This window comes from Sphingobacterium bovisgrunnientis, from assembly GCF_009829085.1.
Lineage (GTDB): Bacteria > Bacteroidota > Bacteroidia > Sphingobacteriales > Sphingobacteriaceae > Sphingobacterium > Sphingobacterium bovisgrunnientis.
Window position 1 is genome coordinate 28,505 of the sequence record NZ_WUQY01000028.1, and the last position, 25,506, is coordinate 54,010.

Below are 25,506 nucleotides of genomic sequence, written 5' to 3' on the forward strand. Positions count from 1 at the left end.
TTGCCAACTAGTATCCAAAAAACTAGCACAATATGAAGAACAAATTATACACCGTATTATTAACCACTATAATCAGTGTACACACATCTACCGCTCAAACCTATTCGGTAAATCCTATTGACGACGATTACTACAATCAAATGTCTTTTGCGACTTCAATGGATGAGCATCGTGAATTATTAGTAGAATTAGACTCCATACGCAAGCACATAGACGAAAAAGTTGATGTATCTATTGCTGATGCACATATATTGCGTCGGATGAAAGCATCTACGAAGACGATTCCTTTGGATTACAATTCCCAAGTCAAGTATTTTATCGACAAATATATATCGGCGAATTATAAGCCTTATATGAGTCGTATGCATGGGCTTAGTAATCATTATTTCAGAATGTACGATAAGGTATTTCAAGAGATGGGAATTCCTGAGGAAATAAAGTACTTGTCTCTCGTAGAGTCCTCTTTAAATCCGCATTTGGTTTCTTCCGCCGGAGCTGTGGGGCCTTGGCAATTTATCTACACGACAGCACGTGGTTATGATTTAGATATGAACACGCATATCGATGAGCGCAAAGATATTTATGCTGCGACATATGCTGTTTCTGCTTATTTAAAGGAGTCTTATGATCAATTTAACGATTGGCTATTAGCTCTAGCATCCTATAACTGTGGGCGAGGCTGTGTCAAACGCGCAATCCAACGTTCGGGAATGAATAACCCTACATTCTGGGAATTGTCGCCATTTCTTCCAAAGGAAACACAAAATTATATCCCTAAGTATGTAGCTATGACTTATGTCTTGAGCAATGCTAGCGCCTATGGCATAGAACCTGCTGCTACAGAATTGGATTACGAAACCAAAGTGGTGATGGTAAACAATACTGTGGATCTACGACATGTTGCTCAAGCTGTTAATTTGGATGTCGAAAATCTAAAGCATTTTAATCCAGCGTACAAAAAGACCTATGTCAATGGAACACCTGAAAAACCTAAACGCTTGTATATTCCAGTGACTCCTTCATTGAATGATAGCTTGTTGTATGTAGCATTACACGCGCCTTCTTCAATTAATGTGATAGTAAAAGATGAACCTGAAGCTCAATATGCTGGTGTATCTTCGCAAAAACATAAAGTGCGCAAAGGTGAAAGCTTATCTAGTATTTCCAAAAAATTCGGTGTTACTGTTCAAGATTTAAAAGCGTGGAACGGTCTTCGAAATAATAGTCTCTTGGTAGGTCGTGATTTGATTGTTTCTCAATCTGTTAATTCTACATTAGCTAAAAATATTTCCAAAAGCACAAGTAATAAATCGGATGAAAGTCGTACAGCTTATTATGTAGTACGAAAAGGAGATTCATTGGATCGTATTGCAAAACAGTTTCAAGGTAGTACTGTCTCCAAAATAAAAGAAGATAATGGCTTAAAAAATTCAGTCATAAAGCCAGGTATGAAATTAAAAATAAGGAAGGGTTAATCGTCGTTTAACCCTTCCTTATTTATGCTAACCAAGCTGCATCTTCTTGGTTATCGACTTCTTCCAGATACACTTCTACATTTTCTTTTAGTATGGTAGAAAGTTTTTGTCCATAAAAATCACTGTTTACAGGAAATTGATGGTGACTACGGTCAATAAGTACAGCTGTGCGCATTTTCTTTAACGGTACGTTGATAAAAGCACCCAACGCATAAGCTAAAGTTCGGCCACTATTAAGTACATCATCTACTACCACCACAGCTTTATTATTTGCCGTCTCCACAGGTAAGTCTGTCGAAGCTTCTAGGGAGCGCTTTTCTTTATTTATAGTAACTTTGATTAATTCGATTTCTTTATCAGGAGCAAATCCTTGCAAGATTTTTTGCAATCGCTGCGCGAATACATACCCTCTATCTGCAATACCAACGAGTACAATATGACTCTCGTCAAAATTATCTTCTAAGATTTGATAAGCAATACGCTTAGACTTTTGAAGTATTTGTTCTTTATTTAATATTAAGGTTCTCTTTGCTGACATAAATTCAAATCTATTGCGACAAAAATAAATAAAAAAGTCCGAATGCATGATATCATTCGGACTTTCTACTATTGATAATTTCTTCTATTAATTCTCTTCTTTTAGCATAGAAGCATCCGCTGTCATTACACGGGAGTCTTCAGTTTTTGGACGTCCGCCATTGTAGTAATAACGTTTCCAATATGCTTCGTTTAGATTACTGACCATTACACCTTTACTAGATGAGGCATGTGCAAATTTGTCGTCTCCCAGATATACACCTACATGTGTGATATTTCTGCTTCTAATTTTGAAGAAAACCAAATCTCCAGCTTGTAAATCTTTTTTGCTTATCGGTGTGACATTTGCATATTGATTTCTACTGTTAAATCCGATTGTGGTATTGAATACGTTTTCGTAAACTGCAAGTGAGAATTTAGAACAATCGATTCCTCTTTTGGTATCACCACCTAATCTATAGGGCGTGCCCAACCAATCATAAACAAACTGATAAAGTTTAGTGTTAGTAGTAGCATTTACAGCTACACCCATGATTTGTGAGAAATACTCTTTAGCAAGATTATCTTGCTCATTGTTCTTTTTGGTAGTTTGTGCTTGCGACACTAGACAAAAGCCTATAAATAGCACTGACGCTATTAGTTTTTTTGTGTTCATTAAATCGCTTTATTTTAATTACAACTTTCCTAAGATCTACTCTTTTCCAGGGAGCAGATAATACGAAGATAATAGATACATCTCTACAATCCAAATAATTTTAGGTTCTTTTAACATTTTCTTAACAACCTGAGATTGATAAGTGATTGAAAAATAGTAATTTGCGCAACCGTTTGCTTGTTTGGTGGTATTGTAACAATGGTTTTTGCTATTTTTTTAAAATAAATTTGAATTTAATATTAAAATTATTCTATCTTAGTCGCAGAATTAAAAAATATGAAAATTAATAACTCAATTATTTCAACAATTATTATTACTACGGGGGCATATTCTCGGAGGAAGTAACTTGTGTGTACAATTGAGTGTAAATATTAAGAAGCCTTCCTCCTAACAGAGGAAGGCTTTTTTTGTAGGTAGTAGATTAAAACAAACTAAACATATTTAAACCAATGAAAGTTCTAAAATTCGGAGGAACATCTGTAGGAACAGTACAAAGTATCAAATCTGTATTGGAGATTGTAAAATCTTCTTTTGAAAAAGGAGAGAAGCCATTAGTCGTTCTGTCGGCAATGTCTGGAGTGACAAATTTGTTGACACAAATGGCTGAGAATGCTGCTGAACGCAAATCTTTCACCGAAGACATTAAATTATTAGAAGAAAAACACTTTGACGTAGTCAAACAACTTATTGCAATTAAGTATCAAAATCCAGTTTTCACCAAATTGAAATTGATGCTTAATGAATTGGAAGAAATTTTGCAAGGTGTATACGCGCTGAAAGAATTGAGTTTACAAAGTAAAGATTTGATTGTTTCATTTGGCGAGCGTTTCTCAAATTATATGGTTTCCAAAATAATGGAGCAATATATTTCAGATGCCATTTATGTGGATGCTTCACATTATATCAAGACCAATTCAAACTTTGGTAATGCTCAGGTGAATGAGGAACTAACTACATCATTAATCAATTCATTGAATCATTCTCATGAAGGCAAATTAATGTTTGTAACAGGTTTCATTGGTTCAAATGAGGCAGGTCGTGTGACTACATTAGGTCGCGGTGGTTCGGATTACACAGCTGCTATATTTGGTTCTGTATTGAATGCTTCGGTAATCGAAATTTGGACTGACGTGAATGGCATGTTGACCGCAGATCCACGCATTGTGAAAAAAGCTTTTTCGTTGCCTGTTTTGTCTTATACAGAAGCAATGGAATTATCGTATTTCGGAGCAAAGGTGATTTACCCACCGACTATGATTCCTGCATTTTTGAAGCGTATTCCAATTGCTATTCGCAATACGTTCGAACCTGAATTTCCAGGCACTATTATTCAATTTGAGTCAGATTGTACGCAATATCCAATTAAAGGTATCTCATCGATATCGGATATTTCGATCATAAATATTTCAGGTTCTGGAATGATTGGCAAATCAGGTTTCTCTGGTCGTCTTTTTACTTTGTTGGCGCGTGAGCAAATCAACGTCGTGTTGATAACACAATCTTCATCTGAGCATAGTATCACATTTGCGGTAAATCCAAGCGATGCTGAAAGAGCATTGAAGTTAATTTCTAATGAATTTGAGTTGGAATTAGAAGCCAATAAATTGGTGATGCCAGAGGTAGAACAAAATCTTTCGGTCTTGGCAATCGTTGGTGAAAATATGAAACGTACACCAGGGATGTCAGGTCGTCTTTTTGCGGCATTAGGGCGTAATGGTATCAATGTTCGCGCTATCGCTCAAGGGTCTTCAGAATTTAATATTTCTGTTATTATCTCAAAAGATGATTTGGCTAAAGCATTGAATGCGGTTCATGATGCTTTCTTCGCAGAATTGAAAAAAACACTTCACGTTTTTAATTTAGGAACAGGAAATATTGGTGCTACTTTATTTAAGCAATTGGCTGAGCAGCACGATTTCTTATCAGAGAAAAATGATTTGGAGATTAAAGTTGTCGGTATTGCCAATTCTCGCAAAATGCTTTTTGATGCCAATGGCATTGATTTAGCTTCATGGAACGAGAATTTGAACGAAAACGGTCAAGTAGCTGATTTGTCTAGTTTTGTAGAAATCATGAAAAACATGAATTTGCCGAATGCAGTTTTTATTGACAACACAGCAAGTAAATTGCCTGCAACGTATTACGTCGATATATTTAAGTCTAATATTTCTATTGTTACATGTAATAAAATCGCAAACTCTGGAGAGTATGCTAACTATAAATTGTTGCGTGATACAGCGCGTAAACATGGTGTAGACTTTTTCTATGAAACAAACGTAGGTGCTGGTTTGCCAATCGTTCGTGTGTTGAAAGATTTGATGTTGAGTGGTGATAGAATCTTAAAAATAGAAGCTATCCTTTCAGGAACGATTTCGTATATCTTTAACAATTTTGTAGGCGATGCATCATTCTACGATGTGGTAAAAAATGCGCAGGCATTGGGTTACACCGAGCCAGATCCGCGTGACGATTTAGGCGGAGTAGATTTCATGCGTAAGATGCTTATTTTAGCTCGTGACGCAGGACATGTGATAGAAGCTTCGGATGTTGATTTAGGTGCTATCTTACCCGAATCATGTTTGAAAGCTGATTCAGTGGATGAATTCTATACAGAATTATTGAAAGCTGACCAATATTTCAATGATTTGAAGGAAAAAGCAGCTTCAGAAAATAAAGTAATTCGTTACATCGGAAAACTGGAAGATGGAAAAGTTGCTATTTCGATGCAAATGGTAGATGAAACACATCCATTCTACGCATTATCTGGAAGTGATAATATTATTTCATTCACAACAGAGCGTTACAAAGAACGTCCATTAGTCGTAAAAGGTCCTGGTGCGGGTGCGGAAGTAACTGCGGGTGGCGTATTTGCTGATCTAGTAAACGTAGGTGCTAAATAATTACAAAGAACTAAAACAGATTATATGCCTGTTTATCAAAATAATTTAAAGGATAAAAAGATAGATTTTGATTCTATCAAAGACAAAGTTCGTGTATTTGCGCCTGCTACAGTTGCCAATATGATTTGCGGATTCGATATTCTGGGCTTTGCAGTAGATGAGCCGGGCGACGAAGTCAAAATGTATCGGGTATCCGAACCAGGAGTGCGCATTCGTTCGATTGTAGGTGACGGTGGAAGATTACCATTGGATGCTGATCGTAATACGGTAAGCGCTTGTGTAAAGATGCTACTGATCGACTTGGGGATTTTGCAAGATATCGGTGTTGAGATTGAATTAATCAAACATATGCCTATTGGATCGGGCTTAGGCTCAAGTTCGGCGAGTACGGTAGCAGGTTTGTTTGCTATAAATGCGTTGCTTGGCAATCCATTGACTAAAGATGAATTGATGCCGTACTGTGTGGAAGGGGAGCGTTTGGCATGTGGGCATGGGCATGCAGACAATGTTGCGCCAGCTTTGATTGGAGGCATTACGCTAGTTCGTGGTGGTTCTGATTTGGATATTGTGAAAATTCCTGTTCCGAACGAATTGTACGCCGGGATAGTATTTCCTCAAGTAGATGTTCCGACGCGTGATGCACGACAATTGATTAAGGATAAAGTTCATTTGAAAGATGCCGTGACCCAATGGGGTAATATCGCGGGCTTAGTAGCTGGACTATTTAAATCTGATTATGAACTAATAAGTAGAAGTATGCACGATGTGATTATTGAACCATCGCGTGCTATTTTGATTCCGGAATTCTATGCAATGAAAGAAATTGCCTTATCAAATGGAGCGCTGAGCTTTGGAATCTCTGGTTCAGGACCTTCTGTTGTTGCGGTTTCCAAAGGTAAAGAAGTAGCTGAAATCGTTACTACAAAGATTCAAGAACACCTTTCTGCAAATGGCATTGAAAGCTTTAAATATGTTTCGGCAGTGAATGTAGAAGGTCCGAAAGTATTACCATTTAACGACTAACAAATTATGAAACTATACAGTACAAATAATAAAGATTTACGCGTGTCCTTTCAGGATGCGGTATTCAATTCCTTGCCTCAGGACAAAGGCTTGTATATGCCAGAGGTGATACCGACTTTAGATCCTTTATTTATCAAAAATATCCAGCAATATTCATTGCAAGAGATAGCATTGACAGTAGCTTCTGCTTTGATTGGTGATGATATTCCTAAAGAAGATCTAAAGAAAATTGTCGAAGATGCGATTAATTTTGATGCACCTGTGAAATTTTTAGATGCTGAAACAGGCGTTTTGGAATTATTTCATGGTCCATCATATGCATTTAAAGATTTTGGAGCACGCTTTATGAGTCGCGTGATGGGGTACTTTTCTAAAGACGGCGATAAATTATTGGATGTGTTAGTAGCAACGTCAGGTGATACGGGTGGTGCTGTTGCTTCTGGTTTTTTGGGTGTAGAAGGCACACGCGTGACGATTTTATATCCAAAAGGAAAAGTTTCCAAAGTACAAGAAGAGCAATTGACAACTAATGGTCAAAATATTCGTGCTTTAGAAGTAGATGGTACTTTTGATGATTGCCAAGCATTGGTGAAACAAGCGTTCAATGATGACGAATTAAATGCTGAACTGCGATTGACATCAGCTAACTCCATCAATATTGCACGACTTATCCCACAAACTTTTTATTATTTCTGGGCATATGCGCAATTGAAATCACAAGGTATCAATGAAGTTGTATTTACTGTCCCTAGCGGAAACTTTGGTAATATCGGTGCAGGGTTATTGGCATATAAAATGGGGTTGCCCGTGAAACATTTTGTAGCAGGTACAAATGTCAACGATACTGTTCCACGTTTCTTAGTATCTGGTGCTTACGAACCAAAACCTTCTGTTCAGACTTTAGCGAATGCAATGGACGTAGGAAATCCAAGCAATTGGGTACGTATTCAGGATTTATTTGATAATGTATTAGACAAATTGCGTAGCATCATTTCTTCATATACCTATGATGACACTGCAACACAAGCAGCGATGCGTGAATTGTTTGAGAAATACAATTATGTAGCCTGTCCACATACAGCAATTGCTTACTTGGCGGCGAAAGCATATAAAGCTGAAAATCCAGGAGAGTATGCTTCTATTTTCTTATCAACAGCACATCCGTGCAAATTTCCAGAGGGAATCGATGCTGATATTTTCGAAAAAGTAATTTATCCAGCAGGAGCTGAAGAGTTAGCAGTAAAGCCAAAATTAGCAGAGCCTTTAGCAGTAAGCTTTGACGATTTTAAAGCTTATTTATTGAAGAATAAGTAAAATTTAAAATAAATAATTTATATATGCCGCTTTTGATTTCAAAAGGGGCATTTTTATTATAGAGTAAGATTTAATTTATAATATTTTTAATAAAAATACTAGATTAGCAAAGTAAACGCTACCAAATTAATCTTATGAAGAGTATTTTTTTTATTAGGAGTGGGTTTAAACCCATTCTGGAAGAAGTTCCATTAGGACTTTCATTGTGTGGACTGTTTTTGATGTCTTCATTGAATGTTCATGCTTACCAAACCAATTCATCTATATCACACTTGTCTACATATCATATTTCTCAACAACAATTAGTAGTAAAGGGGATTGTGTTAGATGCTCAAGGTAATACAATTCCTGGTGTTTCTATAGAAGTGAAAGGTAAAAATGGTAAGACTTTAACATCTATATTGGGAGAATTTACTATAAACGCAGCAATTGGTGACGAACTTATTATATCACATTTATCTTACGAGCCTAGGACAATAAATGTGACATCCAATACCAATGTTCGAATTATACTACAATCTATAGATAATTTAATTGATGAAGTTACAATAACAGGATACACCGACTATTCAAAGGGTAAAAGCCCAAGTGCAACATCACTCGTTAAGGCTGATGATATTAACCAAGTTCCAATGAGCTCTTTAGATCAGATACTTCAGGGTAAAGTAGCAGGAATGAGTGTTATATCAAGTTCAGGTCAACCAGGTCAAAGTGCTGCTGTAGTTATTCGTGGAATAGGTTCTATTAGTGGTTCTACGACACCATTATATATTATGGATGGCGTTCCTATTGAGGGGGGGTACTTTCAAACCATTAATCCACAGGATATTGAATCGGTCAATGTGTTAAAGGATGCATCTGCTAAAGCCTTATATGGTTCTAGAGGATCAAATGGTGTAATTATTATTACTACAAAAAAAGGAAAGCAAGGTCGTCTAGCAATAAATTATAGCTCTCAATACGGTACATCAAAGCTTACACGTCCTAATTTTGAGATGATGGATGGTCGTGAACGTCTTAGATTCGAAGAAGAGGTAGGTTTGGAAACAGGAAAAGATATAGGTCCCGGATGGAGATTTTCTTCACGTAATCCATATTACAATACGCAATCATCGAGTTGGCAACAAAATGCAGATAGGACGTTGGATAGTTTACGAAATGTGAATACAGATTGGCGTGATTTATTTTTTCAAAATGCCAATTTCATGGAGCAACAAGTAAACTTAAGTGGTGGAAATGAAAATGTGCAAACCTACAATGCATTGAGTTATTGGAAAGAGGAGGGGATTGTTCGTGAAACGGGCATGGATCGTTATACTTTGCGTAGCAATACGAATATGAATTACGGAAAGTTCTCAGCGGCATTCAACTTGAACTTGGGATATTCTAACTCTAGATTTACATATAATGAGGGAGGAACAAGCGTTGGAACGCCAATGGCTTCTGTCTATTATGGTTTACCTTATGAGTATCCTTATACTGCAGATGGGGCATTTCATGCGACTAATGAAGAAATTACTTTCTTGGATTCGCGTGAAGGAAGTAGAGGATTGGACGTTTTGTTTGGTACTTCTGATAAAACTCAACAAATTAAAGCCATTATAGGTTTTAATATGGCTTATGCTATTACACCGAGTTTGAAAATAAGTACTCGTGCTGGTCTTGATTTGAGAAATTCTGAAGATCAGGTATATATTAATCCATCATCTTATATAGGTAGTCGTCAATCTGGACAGAAGGGAGCATTTGGAGAAGGATATAGACGTAATTTTAATTTTGTATCTACATCTGGATTGACTTACAAAAAAGAAATCGAAGATCATGATTTTGAACTTTCGGGTTTCTTCGAATACCTTTTTGACAACTATAGAGCATTTAGCTACCGGGGTTTTGGACTGGATGATAGACTCCCAGAAACACCAGCAGCTATCACCGTAAGTACAACATTCCTACCAACATTAAGTGGGAGTCGTAGCGCAAGTGCCTTGATGTCTTACATTGGTGCTGCGCGTTATACCTATGCCAATAAATATACTTTTACAGGTAGTTACCGCTATGACGGAGCTTCGCTATCATCTGTTCCAGACAAAAATCGCTGGCATGGTTTCTATTCATTGGGAGCAATGTGGGATGTAAAGCGTGAAGAATTCCTTCAATCGTCAAGCCTATTTTCAGATTTAAGAATCAGAGCAAGTTTCGGACAAACAGCAAGTCCATTTGGAAGTAGTTTTGCCTATCTGCCTACTTACGGAGTCACAACAAGTTATGGAGGTCAACAAGGTATTCGTCCGAATAATATTGGTAATCCAGACTTCGATTGGGAATATGTGGATGAATTCAATACAGGATTTGATTTGTCATTATTCGAAAGTAAACGAGTGAATATTGAATTCGATTGGTATAACCGTATTACCAAAAATATGTTTATTGACCAGCCTTTGTCTGCCACATCAGGTGCTGCTTCAGCCTTATTGAGTACGGGTAAAATGAGAAATCGTGGTGTTGAATTAAAAATCTCTGCTGACATTATCAAAAAAGAGGAATTCACATGGACTGTAGGGGTTAATGGTGGATATAATAACAATCAAATTTTACGCGTAACTGATATTACGGATGAATTGCCTGATGGTGATACGCGTATTATAAAAGTCGGGATACCTTATGGAACGTATTATGCTCCACAATGGGCTGGAGTAAATCCTGAAACTGGAGAAGCGCAATATTACAATCGAGATGGCTCTATTTCAACAGTATATAATGAGGAAGAGCAGGCGGTGCCATTAAACGCGAGCCTCTATCCTAAACTTACTGGAGGTATAACAACATCTTTCAATTGGAAAAATTTAACACTTAGTGGTTTGCTATCATTCGTGTCTGATGTGCAACGATGGAATAATATTGATTTTTACAATGAAAATCAGGCCTATATGACCAGTAATCAGAGCAAACGAATGCTTTATGATAGATGGAAGAAGCCAGGAGATATAGCCACACTACAGGGAATAGATATTCCAAGGAATTTTACTTCAAAGGATATTCAGGATGCAGCATTTATGCGTTTACGTAATTTGAAATTGAATTACACTATACCAGGGACACTATTTAAACAAACTGTATTTAGATCAGCAGCCATATTTGCACAAGGAGAGAATTTATTCACATGGACTAATTGGCGCGGTTTGGATCCTGAAAACAATCGTCAGTATGGACGTTTTGAATATCCAAATGCACGTAAGTATACAATTGGTATTAATGTTAACTTCTAAGCTAGGCACACTCTAATAAAATTAAACGTATGATAAGTATCAGAAAAAATATATGTATTGTTTTATCATTAATTGGACTAGGTCTCCAATCATGTGATAAATTAGATATGGCGCCAACAGATAGTATTGATCCAAGCAAAGCATTCCGAAATTTGGACGACGTGAATATGGGCGTTCTAGGAGCTTACGCTCCACTTTCAACGACTTTGTTGGAAGCAGGTGCAATTGTGTCAGATGAAGTCTTATTGCCAACAGAAAATACAGTTTCAAACACTGCTTTACACCGTTGGATGTATAACTCTAGCTATGGATCTGTAACTTCTGCATGGAATGAATATTATGTTGTAATTGATCGTGTTAACCATGTCCTTGAAGCATTAACAAATATTACGGTAACAGGAAATAATCAAATTTTAAAAAATCAATATGAGGCAGAACTGTTGGCTTTGCGCGCATACAGTCATTTTGAACTTTTGAGAGGATATGCTTCTTCGTATGATACAGAGGGAATGGGGGTTCCGTATATGAAGGCAAGAGCATTAGGTTATCCTGCTCGACCAACTGTCAAATCCAATTATGAGGATATCAATGCAGATCTACAAGTTGCAAAAGATTTAATGCCAACATCTTTTACAGAGAATATACGAATTACTAAAACAGCTATATCTGCAATCCAGGCACGAGTTGCATTATATGCCAAGAATTGGTCAGATGCAATTAAGTATGCGTCTGAAGTAATCTCAGCAGAGCCCCTAGCACCTAAAAATGATTTTCAAAAAATTTGGGAAGACAAAAGTAATTCAGAGGTTGTTTGGAAATTGGCTAGAGTGATCGGAGATTCTCGTCTGGGAGCAGCGTTTTATAGAGAAGCTGGTGGAATAGTTTTATATGCGCCATCTTCTAAATTAATTAATACATTTAATAAGATAGATGATATTCGTTACGCTGCATATATTAAAGATGATCCTTCACGTGTTGGTCCTCCTCCAAGTATAAAATCACAATATTTGGTGAATAAATATATCGGTGGAAATACCACAAATCCAGGTTTGACAGATGTTAAAATTTTCCGTACAGGAGAAATGGTTTTGATCAGGGCAGAAGCTGAGGCCGAAAGTAATGGTGTTACAGGATTAACGAATGCTGCAAATGATCTTAATACATTACGTAGAGAGCGTATTCATAACTATGTGAATCAGACTTTCTCATCGAAGCAGATTTTATTAGAAAATATTTATAACGAGAGATTTAAAGAACTGGCTTTTGAGGGACATCGTTTTTATGATTTAAAACGCTTAAAGCTTCCGGTGGAGCGATTAAACCAAGATGCGACTAATACTTCTGGTGCTGTAAAATTAGAACCTACGGCGGCACAATACTGTTTCCCAATTCCAAATGACGAGATGGCGGTAAACAAAAACATGGTTCAAAATCCAAAATACGGAAAGGATTAACATGATAAAATTAGTATGGATTATAGCGTTTTTGTATGGATTTACTAGTTGTGGTAATAAGGAGTTGCCGAATCCATTTGACCCCAATGCACCCAAACCAACTTCACCTTTAGCACGACCGTCATCGTTGGGTATATTAGGAGACACAACTGATGTAAAGACAATTACTAAAGGAGGTTTGGTCATAATGGGAGGCAGTACAGATGTCGATGTGGCTTTCAAGTGGATGATCGACCGTAGTGGAGGTGGTGACGTAGTTATTATCCGTACAACTGGAACAAATGCATACAACGATTATGTAAATCGTCTAGGTAAAGTGAATTCAGTGGAGACGCTAAAAATTGATTCGCGTAAATTGGCCGATGATGATCGTGTTGCTGCTATCATTAGAAACGCAGAGATGCTCTTTATTGCAGGAGGCGATCAGGCTGATTACGTGGGCTACTGGAAAGGTACAAAAGTTATGCAAGCGATTAATTATCTACTTGTTGACAAAAAAGTACCTGTTGGAGGAACAAGTGCGGGGGCGGCCATTTTGGGTAATTATTATTTCGGAGCTGATCGTGGTGGAGTAGATTCTGAGGAAGCGCTAGGTAATCCTTATAATACAAAGGTGTCTTTGGGAAGAGATGATTTTCTTAAAGCACCATTTATGAGTAACATTATTACAGATCAACATTTCGCACAGCGAAATAGAGAAGGTAGATTGACCGTATTTCTTTCAAGAATAATGAAAGATTGGGGAAAGGCAGCGAATGCGATTGCGGTAGATGAACGCACTGCAGTATGTATTGATGAAACAGGAGTCGCTGAAGTTTTTGGGTCTAACAATGCTTTTTTTGTTAAAACAGATATTACGAAACAGCCGGAATCGGTTGCTAGCGGTGTTCCACTAACATGGGATCATTCCGGAAAGGCATTACAAGTTTTTTCTGTTTCAGGTACAGAAAGCAACAATAAATTTAATATGAATACATTCCAACCTCAAAGTACATCTTTATATAAAAGTGCTTGGTGGTCAGTGGTTGCAGGTGGTTGGAAAGTGGTTCAATAAACGATTATATATGAAAGGTTTATTAAAATATGTTATAATAGGTTTTATAATTCAATCATTTTACGGTTGTAATTCTAAAACTAACGAGAGTGAAAATGATACTAAAATCGTTTTGGTAATTCATGGTGGTGCAGGAACCATTGAAAAAAAGCATATGACTCCTGAAAAAGAGAGATTGTATAATGAAGCATTGACAAGGGCACTGCAAAAAGGCTATGATGAGATAAAATCAGGGAAAGATGCATTGGATGCGATTCAAGCAGCAGTTAATGTCTTAGAAGATTCTCCATTATTTAATGCGGGTAAGGGAGCTGTATTCACAAATGAAGGTAAAAATGAATTGGATGCTTCAATAATGGATGGTGCTACTTTGAAGGCAGGTGCTGTTGCTGGTGTATCAACACTAAAAAATCCAATTAATGCAGCACGTGCTGTGATGGAGAAATCTGAGCATGTGATGATGGTAGGCAAAGGTGCAGAGCTATTTGCATTATCTCAGGGCTGTGATACGGTATCTCCTTCATATTTTTATACACAGGAACGTTGGGATCAATTACAAAGAGTTAAAAAAGAGGAAGAAGAAGGGAGAGCTGCTTACAACTTTGATCCTCGTGAAAGTATGATTGCAGGGGTAACTAGCGAAGATAAGAAATTCGGAACTGTAGGAGCTGTCGCTTTAGATCAGAAAGGGAATTTAGCTGCGGGAACATCAACGGGAGGTATGACCAATAAGCGATATGGCCGTGTAGGCGATTCTCCAATTATTGGTGCAGGTACCTATTGTAATAATGCTACGGCTGGAATTTCATGTACAGGTTGGGGTGAATTTTATATACGGGAAGTAGCTGCACACCGTGTTTCTAACCTAATTGAATTAAAAGGGTTATCAGTGGTTGATGCTACCAAGCAAGTAATTGAAGAAATTGGGAAACTTGGTGGAGACGGAGGTATAATCTCTTTAGATAAAAATGGAAAAGTAGCGATGGAGTTCAATACTTCGGGAATGTACCGCGGGACTGTGGATGAAAAGGGTAATATATCAATTTACATTTATAAATAATCGAATGACAAGAGTTAGTATAATTGGATTTTTATTGCCTCTCCTGATAATGTGTGTGTCTTTAGCTCATGCGCAGAAGGGTAAATTATTCATTATAGGCGGTGGAGAAAGATCATCAGCTTTGATAGCAGATTTAGTGAAAACATCAGAATTAAGTTCGACGGATTATATAGTAATATTGCCAATGGCTACAAGTGTACCTGAAGAATCTATTGCATATATCAGTGAACAGATTTCCGAATTCTCTAACAATAAGATTGTAAGTTTCAATTTTTCAAAAGAACAAGTCAATAACAATACAAATTGGATCGATTCCGTGAAAAATGCCCGATTGATTTATGTAACGGGTGGCGATCAGAATAAATTTATGGAGATAGTTCGCGATTCTAAATTATACGATGCTATGCATCAGGCCTATCGTGATGGGGCGACCATTTCTGGTACAAGTGCTGGTGCTGCAATCATGTCAGAAGTCATGATTACTGGTTCACAAAAGCAAGACTCAAAAAGTGATTCATTCCGTGAAATAAAAGCAGATTATGTAGATGTTTCCTCTGGAATGGGATTTTTGAAAAATGTAATTATTGATCAACATTTTATAATGCGTAGCCGATATAATAGATTGCTAAGTGTATTGTACGATCATTCTGATAAAACAGTTGTTGGGATTGATGAGGGTACAGCATTAGTGGTTTCTAAAAATAAGGCTCGCGTTAGTGGTGATAGCCAAGTATTCGTGGTGAACAATCCTAAAAACAAAAAAATCACGAGTAATGGAAAAGTCTCTTTTCAGCAAGCAAACTTATCACTTTACGTCCACGGACAAGAATTTAAATTAAAAAACTAATTATTTATCATATAACTATGAAAAGGTTTATACTATTAGCTGGATGTATTATCAACATAATGTTGATAGGTTCGTGTTCCAGTGAAAAATATAATTTCGATGACCTGCCTAGAGCAGTGAAAAGTTACTTCACAGTATCGAACGTTGAACTAAATATAAATGAGGCTATTGCATTTAAGAATGAATCTGAAGATGCGACAACCTATCTGTGGGATTTTGGTGACGGTACTACTTCATCTGAAGCAAATCCGTCCAAAATTTATACAGTACCAGGCATGTATACGGTAAAGCTTAAGGCTATTGGAGATGGAGGAACAGGTAATTATTCACAAGATATAGCTGTCGTTGATCCTAATGCAGTCATAGAAACGGATAATGAGTTATATTTTATAGAATATAATTCTGATCTTATCAGAAAACTATCCTTAATTCCTGGTTCTAATGTTGAGACCGTTGCTAATATGTCAGGAAAAGGTGGTCATGGAATGACTTATGATCCTATAAATAATAAGATATATTTTTGTGATTTTGAAAATACCAACAACGGTAAGATTTTGCGTATGAATCTTGATGGAACTAACATTGAAGAGGTATTAACTGGTTTAGGATCTCCTTATGGGGTAGCTATCAATCATGCAGAAGGTAAAATGTATATTGCAGATGGTGCAAATGTTTCAAGAGCTAATCTAGATGGAACTGGCTTTGAAAAGCAATTTGTAAATATCTCAGGTGGTGCTATGCGGGCTATTGGATTCAGTACAAAAACTAACCTAATATATTTTTACGAAGTAAATGACGAATACATGTATGTAGCAAAACCTAATGGTACAGGCGTCGAGCAGTTAATTGAAGGAGCGTACGGATATGGTTTGTACATTGATGATGTGAATGAAAAAATCTATTATGATGATCGTAATAATGCGGGATTAATGCGCGCTAATTTGGATGGTACTAATCCCGTGAAAATTGCTTCCTTTTCTGGCAATCGAGGTGGATCTGGGATGGCAGTTGATCATGATGAAAATAAAATTTATTGGTCAGAGACAAATTTGGGCAATATCAAAAGAGCGAATTTGGATGGTACAGAACCTGAAACTGTTCGCTCAGGACTTAGTAATCCTCGAGGAATGTTTATTAAACATTAGAATTTAGCTAATGAAAATAAAGAGACAATCAATTGATTGTCTCTTTTAGTTTATAAGGTTTTGCAATAATAATATTGAAAGTGAATTGGTAATCCTTTTGTATTCTGTATTTTTGCATCGATGAATAAAATAATCCTTAATAAAGGCAAAGATAAAGCCGCTTGGCAATTGCATCCTTGGGTGTTTTCGGGCGCTATCAACAAAAAAGAAGGTAAAATCCAAAACGGCGATATCGTTTCAGTATACAATTGTGATGATGAATTTATCGCTTATGGGGTATACAACAATACTTCTCGTGTGGCTGTTCGTTTATTAGAATGGAATCCAGCTAATGAAATTGATGAAAATTGGTGGAGGGTTCGTGTGCAAAAAGCAGTTCAAAATAGAAGACATTTATTGACAGAAAACAACGATTCTGTGCGTTTGATTTTTGCGGAAGCAGATTTTTTGCCGGGATTGATAGCAGATAAATACGCTGATTTTATTTCAATCCAAGTACATGCTGCGGGTGTTGAGAATGTAAAAAACATCATCGTTGATGAACTGGTAAAGTTGCTTTCACCTAAAGGAATTTACGAACGTAGTGATTTGAAATCTCGCGAACATGAAGGTCTTGCTGATGCAAACGGTTTATTGTGGGGTGAAACACCACCAGAATTTGTTGATATGGTAGAAAATGGAATTCATTACAAAGTGAATATCATTGATGGGCAAAAATCAGGCTTCTATTGTGATCAACGTGAAAACCGCTACTTGACTGCGCAATATGCCAAAGGAAAACGTATGTTGGACTGTTTTTGTTACTCAGGTGGATTTACCTTGAATGCATTACGCGAAAATGTGCGCGAGGTCGTTGCGGTGGATAGTTCGGCTTTGGCGATTGAAACATTAAAGAATAACATTATTCACAATGGTTTTGACGCCACAAAATATACAGCAGTTCAATCTGATGTAAATAAATACTTGCGAACGCTGGGAGAGCAAGGGGAGAAGTTTGATGTAATTGTGTTGGATCCACCAAAATATGCGCCTTCTCGTTCTACATTAGAAAAGGCTTCACGTGCGTACAAAGATCTGAACCGTAGAGGTTTAATGTTGTTAGAGTCTGGAGGACTATTGGCGACATTCTCTTGTTCAGGTGCTATGGATATTGACACATTCAAACAAGTTATAGCTTGGGCAGCGTTAGATGCGGGGAAGGAAATACAATTTATTCGTCAATTTTCGCAGCCAGAAGATCATCCTGTACGAGCGTCTTTCTCCGAAGGAGAATATCTGAAAGGTTTACTCGTTCGCGTTTTATAAAAATTTTGGCTTTCTTCACAGAAAGCCTTTTTATTGTTTAATTATTTATGCTACAGACATCTACATCAAAGCCAATATATTCCATTTTAGTTGCCGTTAGCTTTGCGCACTTGCTCAATGATTTAATTCAAGGTGTATTACCCGCGGTTTATCCGCTGCTAAAGGATGTTCACAATTTGGACTATGGGCAAATTGGTCTGATTACCTTTGTTTATCAGATGTCAGCTTCTATTTTTCAGCCGCTTGTAGGCGCGTATACGGATAAGCATTCGCATCCTTATTCGCAGATAGTGTCCATGAGTATTTTGATTGTGGGTATGTTGATGTTTGCTAATGCAGGTAGTTATCCGCTTTTATTATTTTCTGTTTTCTTGGTTGGCGTTGCTTCATCTATTTTTCATCCCGAATCATCCCGGATAGCTTATCTTGCGTCATCCGGACAACGAAGTTTAGCGCAATCAATTTTTCAAATTGGGGGAAATGCTGGTATGGCTTTAGCGCCTATTGCCGTAGCTTATATCGTATTGCCTAGAGGGCAATGGGCCTTAATGTGGTTAATTGTAATTCCAATTATTGGTCAATTTGTTGCTTATTATATTGGCAATTGGTACAAAAAGCGTTTAATTAGTCAAGCCAAAAAAGAAATTAAGCCGATTAAAATTCCAGATATCTCTAAAGCAAAAGTCACTATATCCGTAGTTGTTTTACTGTTACTGATTATGTCCAAATACTTTTATGTTTCAAGCATAACAAATTTCCTGCAATTCTACACGATGGAGAAATTTGGCATAACAGATATACAAGCGCAGGTTTATTTGTTCTATTTCTTATTAGCTATTGCTGTTGGAACTATGCTGGGTGGTATTTTTGGTGACCGTATTGGACGCAAATATGTGATTTGGTTTTCGGTATTGGGAGCTGCACCGTTTACATTGGCTTTGCCTTATGTTGATTTGACAATGACCGGGGTTTTTATAGTGATCATTGGAATTATTCTATCTTCTGCTTTTCCAGCAATTATAGTGTATGCACAAGAATTGTTGCCAAAGAAATTAGGGATGGTTTCGGGACTTTTTTACGGTTTTGCCTTTGGAATGGCGGGTATTGGTTCTGCATTATTAGGCTATTTAGCTGATAAAACATCGATAGAACATATTTACCATATATGTTCATATTTGCCTTTAATCGGTGTGATTGCCGCGTTGTTGCCGAATTTGCAGCGAATAAATTATGTAGAAGAATCATAAAAAAAATAGCGCTTTCTTTTTTGAAAGCGCTATTTTATTTTACCATCTAATCAAAGCTGATCCCCATGTAAATCCAGCACCAAAAGCTGCTAAGCATACAATATCGCCATCTTTGATTTTGCCTTCTTCCCATGCCTCGCATAAAGCTATCGGAACAGAAGCTGCGGTCGTATTGCCATATTTTTGAATATTGTTAAAGACTTTGTCGTCGGGTATACCCAATGTTTTCTGCACAAATTGAGAGATACGCAAATTTGCTTGATGCGGTATCAACAAATCGATGTCCGAGGGTGTGAGGTTATTTCTGGTTAAAGCCTCAACGATGACTTCTGGAAATTTCGCAACAGCTTTTTTGAAAACTGCTTGCCCATCCATTACCGGAAAAGCCGATCCATCTTCCAACATTTGGGGTGTCATCAACAAGCCGCCCAATTCTTGTTCCGGCCATTCAGGTTTATTGTCCACCCATATTCCACTAGATGCTCCTGGGTAATACATTGCTAGTTTTTCGGCATCTGCACCATCTGAATGTAAATGTGTACTCAAAATACCCTTATTCGGGTCTGTAGTTGGTTGCACCACTACTGCGCCAGCGCCATCACCAAAAATTACAGAAACGGAACGTCCGCGTGTAGAAAAATCCAAGGCAAAAGATTGTTTTTCAGATCCGACTACCAATACATTTTTGTACATACCTGTTTTTACAAATTGATCTGCAATGGATAGTGCGTATACAAAACCCGAACATTGATTTCGGATATCTAGTGCACCAATTTCGCCCATACCCATTTCGCGTTGTAATAATACGGCACATCCCGGGAAATAGTAGTCTGGAGATAATGTAGCAAATACGATAAAATCAATATCTTGAGCAGTCACGCCAGCACGTTCAATAGCAATTTTGGATGCTTCAATAGCCATTGTAGTCGTGGTTTCACCCATTCGATCCGCGTATCTTCTTTCTTTGATTCCAGTACGTTCTTGGATCCATTCGTCAGTTGTATCCATGAATCGGGTTAAATCGTTATTTGTATATATATTTTTGGGTACATAGTAACCTATACCAGCAATTTTCGACTGAAACATAGTGACTTTTATTTTTATAATTAGTTATCGCAAAAGCAATTTAAAATTACAGTTTTTTTTGAAAAATAAGCTACTTTTGTAGTATGAGTGTTGAGACCACGCAAGAAACCTATACCCTAGAAGAAATTTTGGCTTCTGTCAAAGAAAGCCACCGTCTGATCCTTTGGAATGATGATACGAATACTTTTGATCATGTCATTTACTGCTTGATGCATCATCTGCAATACACCGAAGGCGAAGCTGAAAGAATTGCATGGACCGTACATAACGATGGCAAATGTGCGATATTGGAAGGCTCGTATACCGAAATGGAAATTTACCGTAAAATTTTAAAAGCTGAAGGGCTTACTGTTTCGGTAGATTGATTACACATTGGTAATATTGCAGTTACGTATATGGATGTTGTGCGAATAATCTACATTTTTGCACAAACACACATTCATAAACAATCATGTATCTGAAAAGAATCTATCTAATATTGCTGTTACTACCATTTTACGCGATAGCTCAACAGGGAAACCTCAAAGTAAAGATTATACAACAAGAAAATAAACAACCTATCTTAGGTGCATCTGTAACAATTGTTACTCCCACATCAAAAGCACCAATTAAAGGACGTCAAACAGACAACTCAGGTGTAGCTCTTATAGATGCAATACCAACAGGAACATATAGTCTACAAGTTACTTATGTAGGCATGATCAACCACGATGCTGACAATATTCAAATCACTTCAAATAAAACTTTAGATCTCGGCACAATTGAATTAGTTGAAGCAGGCAAAGAACTTGAAGAAGTTGTGGTACAAGGTCGCGTAGCGGATTTGCAATTGGGCATTGATAAGAAGGTGTTTGACGTTTCGCAAAGTCTTGTTTCTGTAGGTGGAACGGCACAAGATTTACTTGGAAATGTGCCTACATTGCAAGTTGATGCGGATGGTGCCGTAAGTCTACGAGGCTCATCAAGTGTGAAAATTTTAATTGATGGTAAGGAGTCAGCTATGGCGGGTTCTGACGTAAATAAACTTTTGCAGTCACTGCCAGCGGATGCAGTATCTAAAGTTGAAATTATTACTAATCCTTCTGCGAAATACGATGCTGAAGGACAATCTGGCATTATTAACATTGTTTTAAAGAAAAATATTCGCACTGGTTTAAATGGTAACGTAACTGCTTCGGCTGGAAATTACGACAACTATAACGCGGGACTTACCTTAAATTATAGAGACAATAAATTTAATTATTTCGGAAGTTATAATTTCAGGCATGGTCGCAACCTTGGAGAAGGTTTTACAAAAACAATAGGTCTTATCAATGGCGTTCAAGATCCCAACAGTTTAGTAACTGAAACCGAGAACGAATCTTTCCGTAAGGGAATTAACAATTCGTTGCGATTGGGAATGGATTATTATGCGAATGATAAGACGACATTGAGTTTAGGTGGAAATCTAAGTATTCGTGACAACGATCGAGGAGAGGACCTATTTTATAAATCGTACCGCGGACAACAAACACCAGTAATTACACCACGTACCTCGCGCCAATTTGAAAAAGATTTGGGTTACGATTTATCTTTTGATTTTAAGCGTGAGCTAAAAAGAGAAGGCGAAGAATTGACTGCAAATGTAACATACGGTAACGATAAGGAAGACGGCACAAACGATTACGAACAGACGAATCCAAGTTTTGTTAGTAAGCGTTTTAATGAGACTGGAGAAAAAGGTCAAAACTGGAATTTCCAATTAGACTATTTATTGCCTTTGGGTGAGAACCACAAGTTTGAAGCTGGATACCGTACAACTTTACGTAATTCCAATGATTTTCAATATTCTGATACGTTAGCGAATGAATTGTGGATTCCAGATTATACAGTATCCAATGAATTTGAGATGAAGAGTGGAGTCCATGCTTTATATGCAAATTACCAACGCATGCTTGGTGAGAGAATTGGTTTGCAAGTTGGACTTCGTGCGGAAGACGCTTATTTAAATACAGAAAATAAAAGTGTAGATCCCGACAGAATTGCAACGGGAAATTATAGCGATAAAGGTAATTTGGATTATTTCCGTCTGTATCCAAGTGCATTCTTGACTTACGATGTGAATGGAGAAGGTGATAAAGTGCAGTTATCATATTCCAGACGGGTGCAACGTCCGCGTGGATGGCAAGTAAATCCTTTTGTGAGTTTATCCGATCCATTGAATATCCGTCAAGGAAATCCGAATTTGATGCCTGAAGATATTCATGCTATGGAAATGAGTTTTGCGAAATTTTATGACAAATGGAATTTCATTACAACAGCATATTACCGTCGTGTTAATGATATGACGCAACCACTTCAGTACGATACTAACGATCCTATTGCTGCAATTTATTTAGAGGGTAAAGAGAATGCTACTTTTATGCGTTGGGAAAATGTAGGCTCACGTGATAATGCAGGTTTAGAATTAATTTCTAAGGTTAATATTATCAATTGGTGGGATGCTACAGCGAATGCGAACGTTTATTACCAAAGAGTGAATCCTGTAGAAATTTATAATATCAATAAAGTAGAAAATGTCGCATGGGATGCTAATTTGACTACGAATGTAAAATTTACTTCTACAACTTCATTGCAAGTGAAAGGAGATTACCGTGCACCGATGAAAACACTTCAGGGTAGAATGAAGTCTATGCATGGCGTGGATTTGGCATTACGTCAAGATATTTTGAAAGGGAAAGGTTCGTTGTTATTCAATGTACGTGATGTGTTTGATAAGCGTAGATTTGGTGGTGACACTAATTTGCCGACACGTTATTCTGATTTCTATCACCGCTGGTCTAGAAGAACTTTTAACTTGACTTTCTCCTACCGTTTCGGTCTACAAGATTTGACAAAATCAAAACGTAATGACGATCGACCAATGGATGATATGGAAGGTGGGTATTAAGACTTTTATTTACGACGATATTAATATTTTTACTATTTTTAATCATATTATAAATTTTAAACTATGATAAAACGATTAATCCAATCTGCATTTATTCTTACAATTCTGATATCTACATCTTGTGCACAGAATAAAAAAGCGACAGAAACGATGACTGCAAAACCAAACGTTGAAGAATTGAAACTTCCTAGAGTAGATGTCAAATCACTTAAGAAAGATAAAAATGGTGCCTATATTATTTTTGACGGTAGTTCCTTGACTGGCTGGCGCGGATACAATAAAGAACATGTGCCAAATAAATGGAGTATTGAAGACGGTGCATTGAAATTTTCTAAAAACCCGAAAGTTGATAAGGCTGAGGGTGGGGACATCGTTTTTGGCTATGACTTCAAAAACTTCGAATTGTCTTTTGAATGGAAAATCTCTGAAGCAGGAAACTCAGGCGTGTTCTTTTTAGCAAAAGAAATCAAAGGTCAACCAATCTATATTTCAAGTCCAGAATATCAAATTTTGGACAATGAAAAACATCCAGATGCCAAAATGGGGGTGGATGGTAACCGAAAATCAGCATCTTTGTACGATATGATTCCTGCTAAGCCACAAAATGCGAAGGCAGTAGGAGAGTGGAATACTTCTAAAATCTTAGTAAAAGGAAATACCGTGCAGCATTTCCAAAATGGGGTGAAAGTCGTGGAATATACTATCCGTACAAAAGAATGGACGGACTTATTACAAGTAAGTAAATTCAGTCAAGAAAAATGGCCTGTAGCTTTTGAACTATTAAATAATGTAGGAGGAGCTTCAAAATCAGGTTTGATAGGTTTTCAAGATCATGGTGATGATGTGTGGTATCGTAATATAACTGTGAAAGTATTATAAAAATGATTTTAAAAAATATTCTATTAAGAGAGAGCTTGTTGTGCTCTCTCTTTTGTTTAGTGGGGCTGTCTGTAGCTATAGCTCAAAGTAAAAAATATTTCAATCCTTTAACTGATAATGCAGTGCAAGGACGCTTAGAGGTTTTGAATTCTGCATCTGATTATGGCAGGTTGCCGCATGCAATACAGAGTTCAGTGCGCGAACCTGTATGGTATTTGGGGACAAATTCTGCGGGGTTATATGTAGAGTTTCAAACGGAAGCTGATAGCATACAAGTCCGCTATAAAGTCAAGCATGGGTTGAATATGCCGCACATGCCCTCCACTGGAGTAAGTGGTGTTGACCTGTACTCGTTTGATAAATCAAATAAAAGATGGGAATGGGCTTTTGGTCAGTATCAGTTTAAGGATACAGTGACGTATAATTTCAATAATATTGGGGTCAATAAAAATCATGTCTATAGATTATACTTACCGCTTTATAATACTGTAGATTGGCTTGAAATTGGAGTCGCTGAGAATAAGGAATTTAAGTTTATAAAAACACATAGTAAACCTATTGTTGTTTATGGAACTTCAATAGCCCATGGTGCCTGTGCTACGCGTCCAGGTTTAGCATGGACAAATATTTTAGGGAGATCATTCCCTAATGAAATTATAAACCTTGGGTTTTCAGGTAATGGTCGTTTGGAGCAACCGTTGCTCGATTTAATAAATGCCGAAGGAGCAGAAGTTTTTATACTGGATTGTATCCCTAATTTAGCAATCACTAAATCTCGTTCAGAAGCACAGTTAGACTCATTGATAACTAATGCTGTGAAGACATTGAGGATTAAACATCCAAATACCCCAATTATTTTAGCGGAACACAGTTCGGCTGAAACTCCAGGATTTCAGAATAGACATACGATGGAGGAATATGGTCGTTCTTCAAAAGTCACAAATGCCACTTATCAAAAGTTGAAGAAAGCAGGAATCAAAAAACTATATTTTATTTCTGCTAATGATTTCGGGTTGGACATCGAATCAACTGTCGATTACGCACATCCTAATGATATTGGCATGATGAAAATATCCCACGCGTATAGTGAAGTTTTGCGAACTTTATTGAAATGATGCGTTAAATAATTAGGTTTTAATCTTTTTTTGAAAAGATTAAAACCTAATTATCAGTTTTCTATTATTCTTGAACTCTAATACCATACACTCTACCTTCCACATCAGTAATTGTCCAACGCGTAGAAGAGAATATTAAACCCAGATTACGCAGTAGATATTTTCATTTGAAGATCTATCGGGTAATCCCAAAGTCCCCTGAACCATTTTCTACG

The 25,506-nt window shown here is 37.1% G+C and carries 19 protein-coding genes; 16 read left to right on the plus strand and 3 right to left on the minus strand.

All coding sequences use genetic code 11. The features are described from left to right. Positions 1–32 precede the first annotated feature (32 nt). A complete protein-coding gene (locus GOQ16_RS13050) occupies positions 33–1,475 on the plus strand; it encodes a LysM peptidoglycan-binding domain-containing protein (RefSeq protein ID WP_160069679.1) in 1,443 nt (480 codons plus the stop codon). A 22-nt stretch (positions 1,476–1,497) separates the two neighbouring features. Here the strand turns inward: GOQ16_RS13050 and GOQ16_RS13055 are convergent, their stop codons facing one another. Both GOQ16_RS13055 and GOQ16_RS13060 read right to left on the minus strand, forming a co-directional pair. Next, complete coding sequence (locus tag GOQ16_RS13055) at positions 1,498–2,013, minus strand: phosphoribosyltransferase family protein (protein WP_160069680.1); 516 nt, start codon at positions 2,011–2,013, stop codon at positions 1,498–1,500. Positions 2,014–2,100: 87 nt separating this feature from the next. Next, entirely contained in the window at positions 2,101–2,667 is a 567-nt protein-coding gene (locus GOQ16_RS13060) for a C40 family peptidase (RefSeq protein ID WP_160069681.1), read from the minus strand. Positions 2,668–3,116: 449 nt separating this feature from the next. Here GOQ16_RS13060 and thrA point away from each other — a divergent pair, with 449 nt between their 5' ends. From thrA to GOQ16_RS13115, 11 genes are all read left to right on the plus strand, one after another. Next, positions 3,117–5,567 (plus strand): bifunctional aspartate kinase/homoserine dehydrogenase I, encoded by a 2,451-nt coding sequence (thrA, locus tag GOQ16_RS13065; protein WP_160069682.1) that lies wholly within the window; start codon positions 3,117–3,119, stop codon positions 5,565–5,567. Positions 5,568–5,591: 24 nt separating this feature from the next. After that, the gene (locus GOQ16_RS13070) at positions 5,592–6,590 is read left to right on the plus strand and encodes a homoserine kinase (RefSeq protein WP_160069683.1); all 999 of its coding nucleotides are present in this window, start codon (positions 5,592–5,594) and stop codon (positions 6,588–6,590) included. A gap of 6 nt (positions 6,591–6,596) precedes the next feature. Further along, positions 6,597–7,904, plus strand: a complete 1,308-nt coding sequence (gene thrC, locus GOQ16_RS13075; RefSeq protein WP_160069684.1) for a threonine synthase — start codon at positions 6,597–6,599, stop codon at positions 7,902–7,904. A 134-nt stretch (positions 7,905–8,038) separates the two neighbouring features. Continuing rightward, a complete protein-coding gene (locus tag GOQ16_RS13080) occupies positions 8,039–11,170 on the plus strand; it encodes a SusC/RagA family TonB-linked outer membrane protein (RefSeq protein ID WP_160069685.1) in 3,132 nt (1,043 codons plus the stop codon). Positions 11,171–11,199: 29 nt separating this feature from the next. Continuing rightward, the gene (locus GOQ16_RS13085) at positions 11,200–12,624 is read left to right on the plus strand and encodes a RagB/SusD family nutrient uptake outer membrane protein (RefSeq protein WP_160069686.1); all 1,425 of its coding nucleotides are present in this window, start codon (positions 11,200–11,202) and stop codon (positions 12,622–12,624) included. A gap of 1 nt (position 12,625) precedes the next feature. Continuing rightward, positions 12,626–13,678, plus strand: a complete 1,053-nt coding sequence (locus GOQ16_RS13090; RefSeq protein ID WP_160069687.1) for a cyanophycinase — start codon at positions 12,626–12,628, stop codon at positions 13,676–13,678. A 10-nt stretch (positions 13,679–13,688) separates the two neighbouring features. After that, entirely contained in the window at positions 13,689–14,738 is a 1,050-nt protein-coding gene (locus GOQ16_RS13095; protein WP_160069688.1) for an isoaspartyl peptidase/L-asparaginase family protein, read from the plus strand. Positions 14,739–14,742: 4 nt separating this feature from the next. Continuing rightward, positions 14,743–15,585, plus strand: coding sequence for a cyanophycinase (locus tag GOQ16_RS13100; RefSeq protein ID WP_160069689.1), 843 nt, complete (start codon positions 14,743–14,745; stop codon positions 15,583–15,585). Positions 15,586–15,602: 17 nt separating this feature from the next. After that, positions 15,603–16,730: a PKD domain-containing protein gene (locus GOQ16_RS13105; RefSeq protein WP_160069690.1), complete on the plus strand. Its 1,128-nt coding sequence runs from the start codon at positions 15,603–15,605 to the stop codon at positions 16,728–16,730. 120 nt (positions 16,731–16,850) lie between these two features. Then, positions 16,851–18,035 (plus strand): class I SAM-dependent rRNA methyltransferase, encoded by a 1,185-nt coding sequence (locus GOQ16_RS13110; RefSeq protein ID WP_160069691.1) that lies wholly within the window; start codon positions 16,851–16,853, stop codon positions 18,033–18,035. Positions 18,036–18,082: 47 nt separating this feature from the next. Further along, the gene (locus tag GOQ16_RS13115; protein ID WP_160069692.1) at positions 18,083–19,282 is read left to right on the plus strand and encodes an MFS transporter; all 1,200 of its coding nucleotides are present in this window, start codon (positions 18,083–18,085) and stop codon (positions 19,280–19,282) included. A 39-nt stretch (positions 19,283–19,321) separates the two neighbouring features. On the opposite strand, the gene GOQ16_RS13120 is transcribed toward GOQ16_RS13115, so the two are convergent. Next, positions 19,322–20,368, minus strand: a complete 1,047-nt coding sequence (locus GOQ16_RS13120) for a 3-oxoacyl-ACP synthase III family protein (RefSeq protein WP_160069693.1) — start codon at positions 20,366–20,368, stop codon at positions 19,322–19,324. A gap of 83 nt (positions 20,369–20,451) precedes the next feature. Here GOQ16_RS13120 and GOQ16_RS13125 point away from each other — a divergent pair, with 83 nt between their 5' ends. The 4 genes from GOQ16_RS13125 to GOQ16_RS13140 all read left to right on the plus strand — a co-directional run bounded on the left by GOQ16_RS13125 (position 20,452) and on the right by GOQ16_RS13140 (position 25,291). After that, positions 20,452–20,733 (plus strand): ATP-dependent Clp protease adaptor ClpS, encoded by a 282-nt coding sequence (locus GOQ16_RS13125; protein ID WP_149914205.1) that lies wholly within the window; start codon positions 20,452–20,454, stop codon positions 20,731–20,733. 86 nt (positions 20,734–20,819) lie between these two features. Further along, positions 20,820–23,297, plus strand: a complete 2,478-nt coding sequence (locus tag GOQ16_RS13130) for a TonB-dependent receptor (RefSeq protein WP_160069694.1) — start codon at positions 20,820–20,822, stop codon at positions 23,295–23,297. Between the two features lie 63 nt (positions 23,298–23,360). Continuing rightward, positions 23,361–24,176, plus strand: a complete 816-nt coding sequence (locus GOQ16_RS13135; protein WP_160069695.1) for a 3-keto-disaccharide hydrolase — start codon at positions 23,361–23,363, stop codon at positions 24,174–24,176. 2 nt (positions 24,177–24,178) lie between these two features. Then, complete coding sequence (locus GOQ16_RS13140) at positions 24,179–25,291, plus strand: SGNH/GDSL hydrolase family protein (protein ID WP_160069696.1); 1,113 nt, start codon at positions 24,179–24,181, stop codon at positions 25,289–25,291. Positions 25,292–25,506: the final 215 nt, after the last annotated feature.

Excerpts from the sequence above, each read along its gene's own strand:
- GOQ16_RS13085 (WP_160069686.1), top strand. The coding sequence starts at position 11,200 with ATGATAAGTATCAGAAAAAATATATGTATTGTTTTATCATTAATTGGA.
- GOQ16_RS13070 (WP_160069683.1), top strand. The coding sequence starts at position 5,592 with ATGCCTGTTTATCAAAATAATTTAAAGGATAAAAAGATAGATTTTGAT.
- GOQ16_RS13090 (WP_160069687.1), top strand. The coding sequence starts at position 12,626 with ATGATAAAATTAGTATGGATTATAGCGTTTTTGTATGGATTTACTAGT.
- GOQ16_RS13050 (WP_160069679.1), top strand. The coding sequence starts at position 33 with ATGAAGAACAAATTATACACCGTATTATTAACCACTATAATCAGTGTA.
- thrA (WP_160069682.1), top strand. The coding sequence starts at position 3,117 with ATGAAAGTTCTAAAATTCGGAGGAACATCTGTAGGAACAGTACAAAGT.
- GOQ16_RS13135 (WP_160069695.1), top strand. The coding sequence starts at position 23,361 with ATGATAAAACGATTAATCCAATCTGCATTTATTCTTACAATTCTGATA.
- GOQ16_RS13055 (WP_160069680.1), bottom strand. The coding sequence starts at position 2,013 with ATGTCAGCAAAGAGAACCTTAATATTAAATAAAGAACAAATACTTCAA.
- GOQ16_RS13140 (WP_160069696.1), top strand. The coding sequence starts at position 24,179 with ATGATTTTAAAAAATATTCTATTAAGAGAGAGCTTGTTGTGCTCTCTC.
- GOQ16_RS13130 (WP_160069694.1), top strand. The coding sequence starts at position 20,820 with ATGTATCTGAAAAGAATCTATCTAATATTGCTGTTACTACCATTTTAC.
- GOQ16_RS13080 (WP_160069685.1), top strand. The coding sequence starts at position 8,039 with ATGAAGAGTATTTTTTTTATTAGGAGTGGGTTTAAACCCATTCTGGAA.
- GOQ16_RS13120 (WP_160069693.1), bottom strand. The coding sequence starts at position 20,368 with ATGTTTCAGTCGAAAATTGCTGGTATAGGTTACTATGTACCCAAAAAT.
- GOQ16_RS13060 (WP_160069681.1), bottom strand. The coding sequence starts at position 2,667 with ATGAACACAAAAAAACTAATAGCGTCAGTGCTATTTATAGGCTTTTGT.
- GOQ16_RS13115 (WP_160069692.1), top strand. The coding sequence starts at position 18,083 with ATGCTACAGACATCTACATCAAAGCCAATATATTCCATTTTAGTTGCC.
- thrC (WP_160069684.1), top strand. The coding sequence starts at position 6,597 with ATGAAACTATACAGTACAAATAATAAAGATTTACGCGTGTCCTTTCAG.
- GOQ16_RS13095 (WP_160069688.1), top strand. The coding sequence starts at position 13,689 with ATGAAAGGTTTATTAAAATATGTTATAATAGGTTTTATAATTCAATCA.
- GOQ16_RS13105 (WP_160069690.1), top strand. The coding sequence starts at position 15,603 with ATGAAAAGGTTTATACTATTAGCTGGATGTATTATCAACATAATGTTG.
- GOQ16_RS13100 (WP_160069689.1), top strand. The coding sequence starts at position 14,743 with ATGACAAGAGTTAGTATAATTGGATTTTTATTGCCTCTCCTGATAATG.
- GOQ16_RS13125 (WP_149914205.1), top strand. The coding sequence starts at position 20,452 with ATGAGTGTTGAGACCACGCAAGAAACCTATACCCTAGAAGAAATTTTG.
- GOQ16_RS13110 (WP_160069691.1), top strand. The coding sequence starts at position 16,851 with ATGAATAAAATAATCCTTAATAAAGGCAAAGATAAAGCCGCTTGGCAA.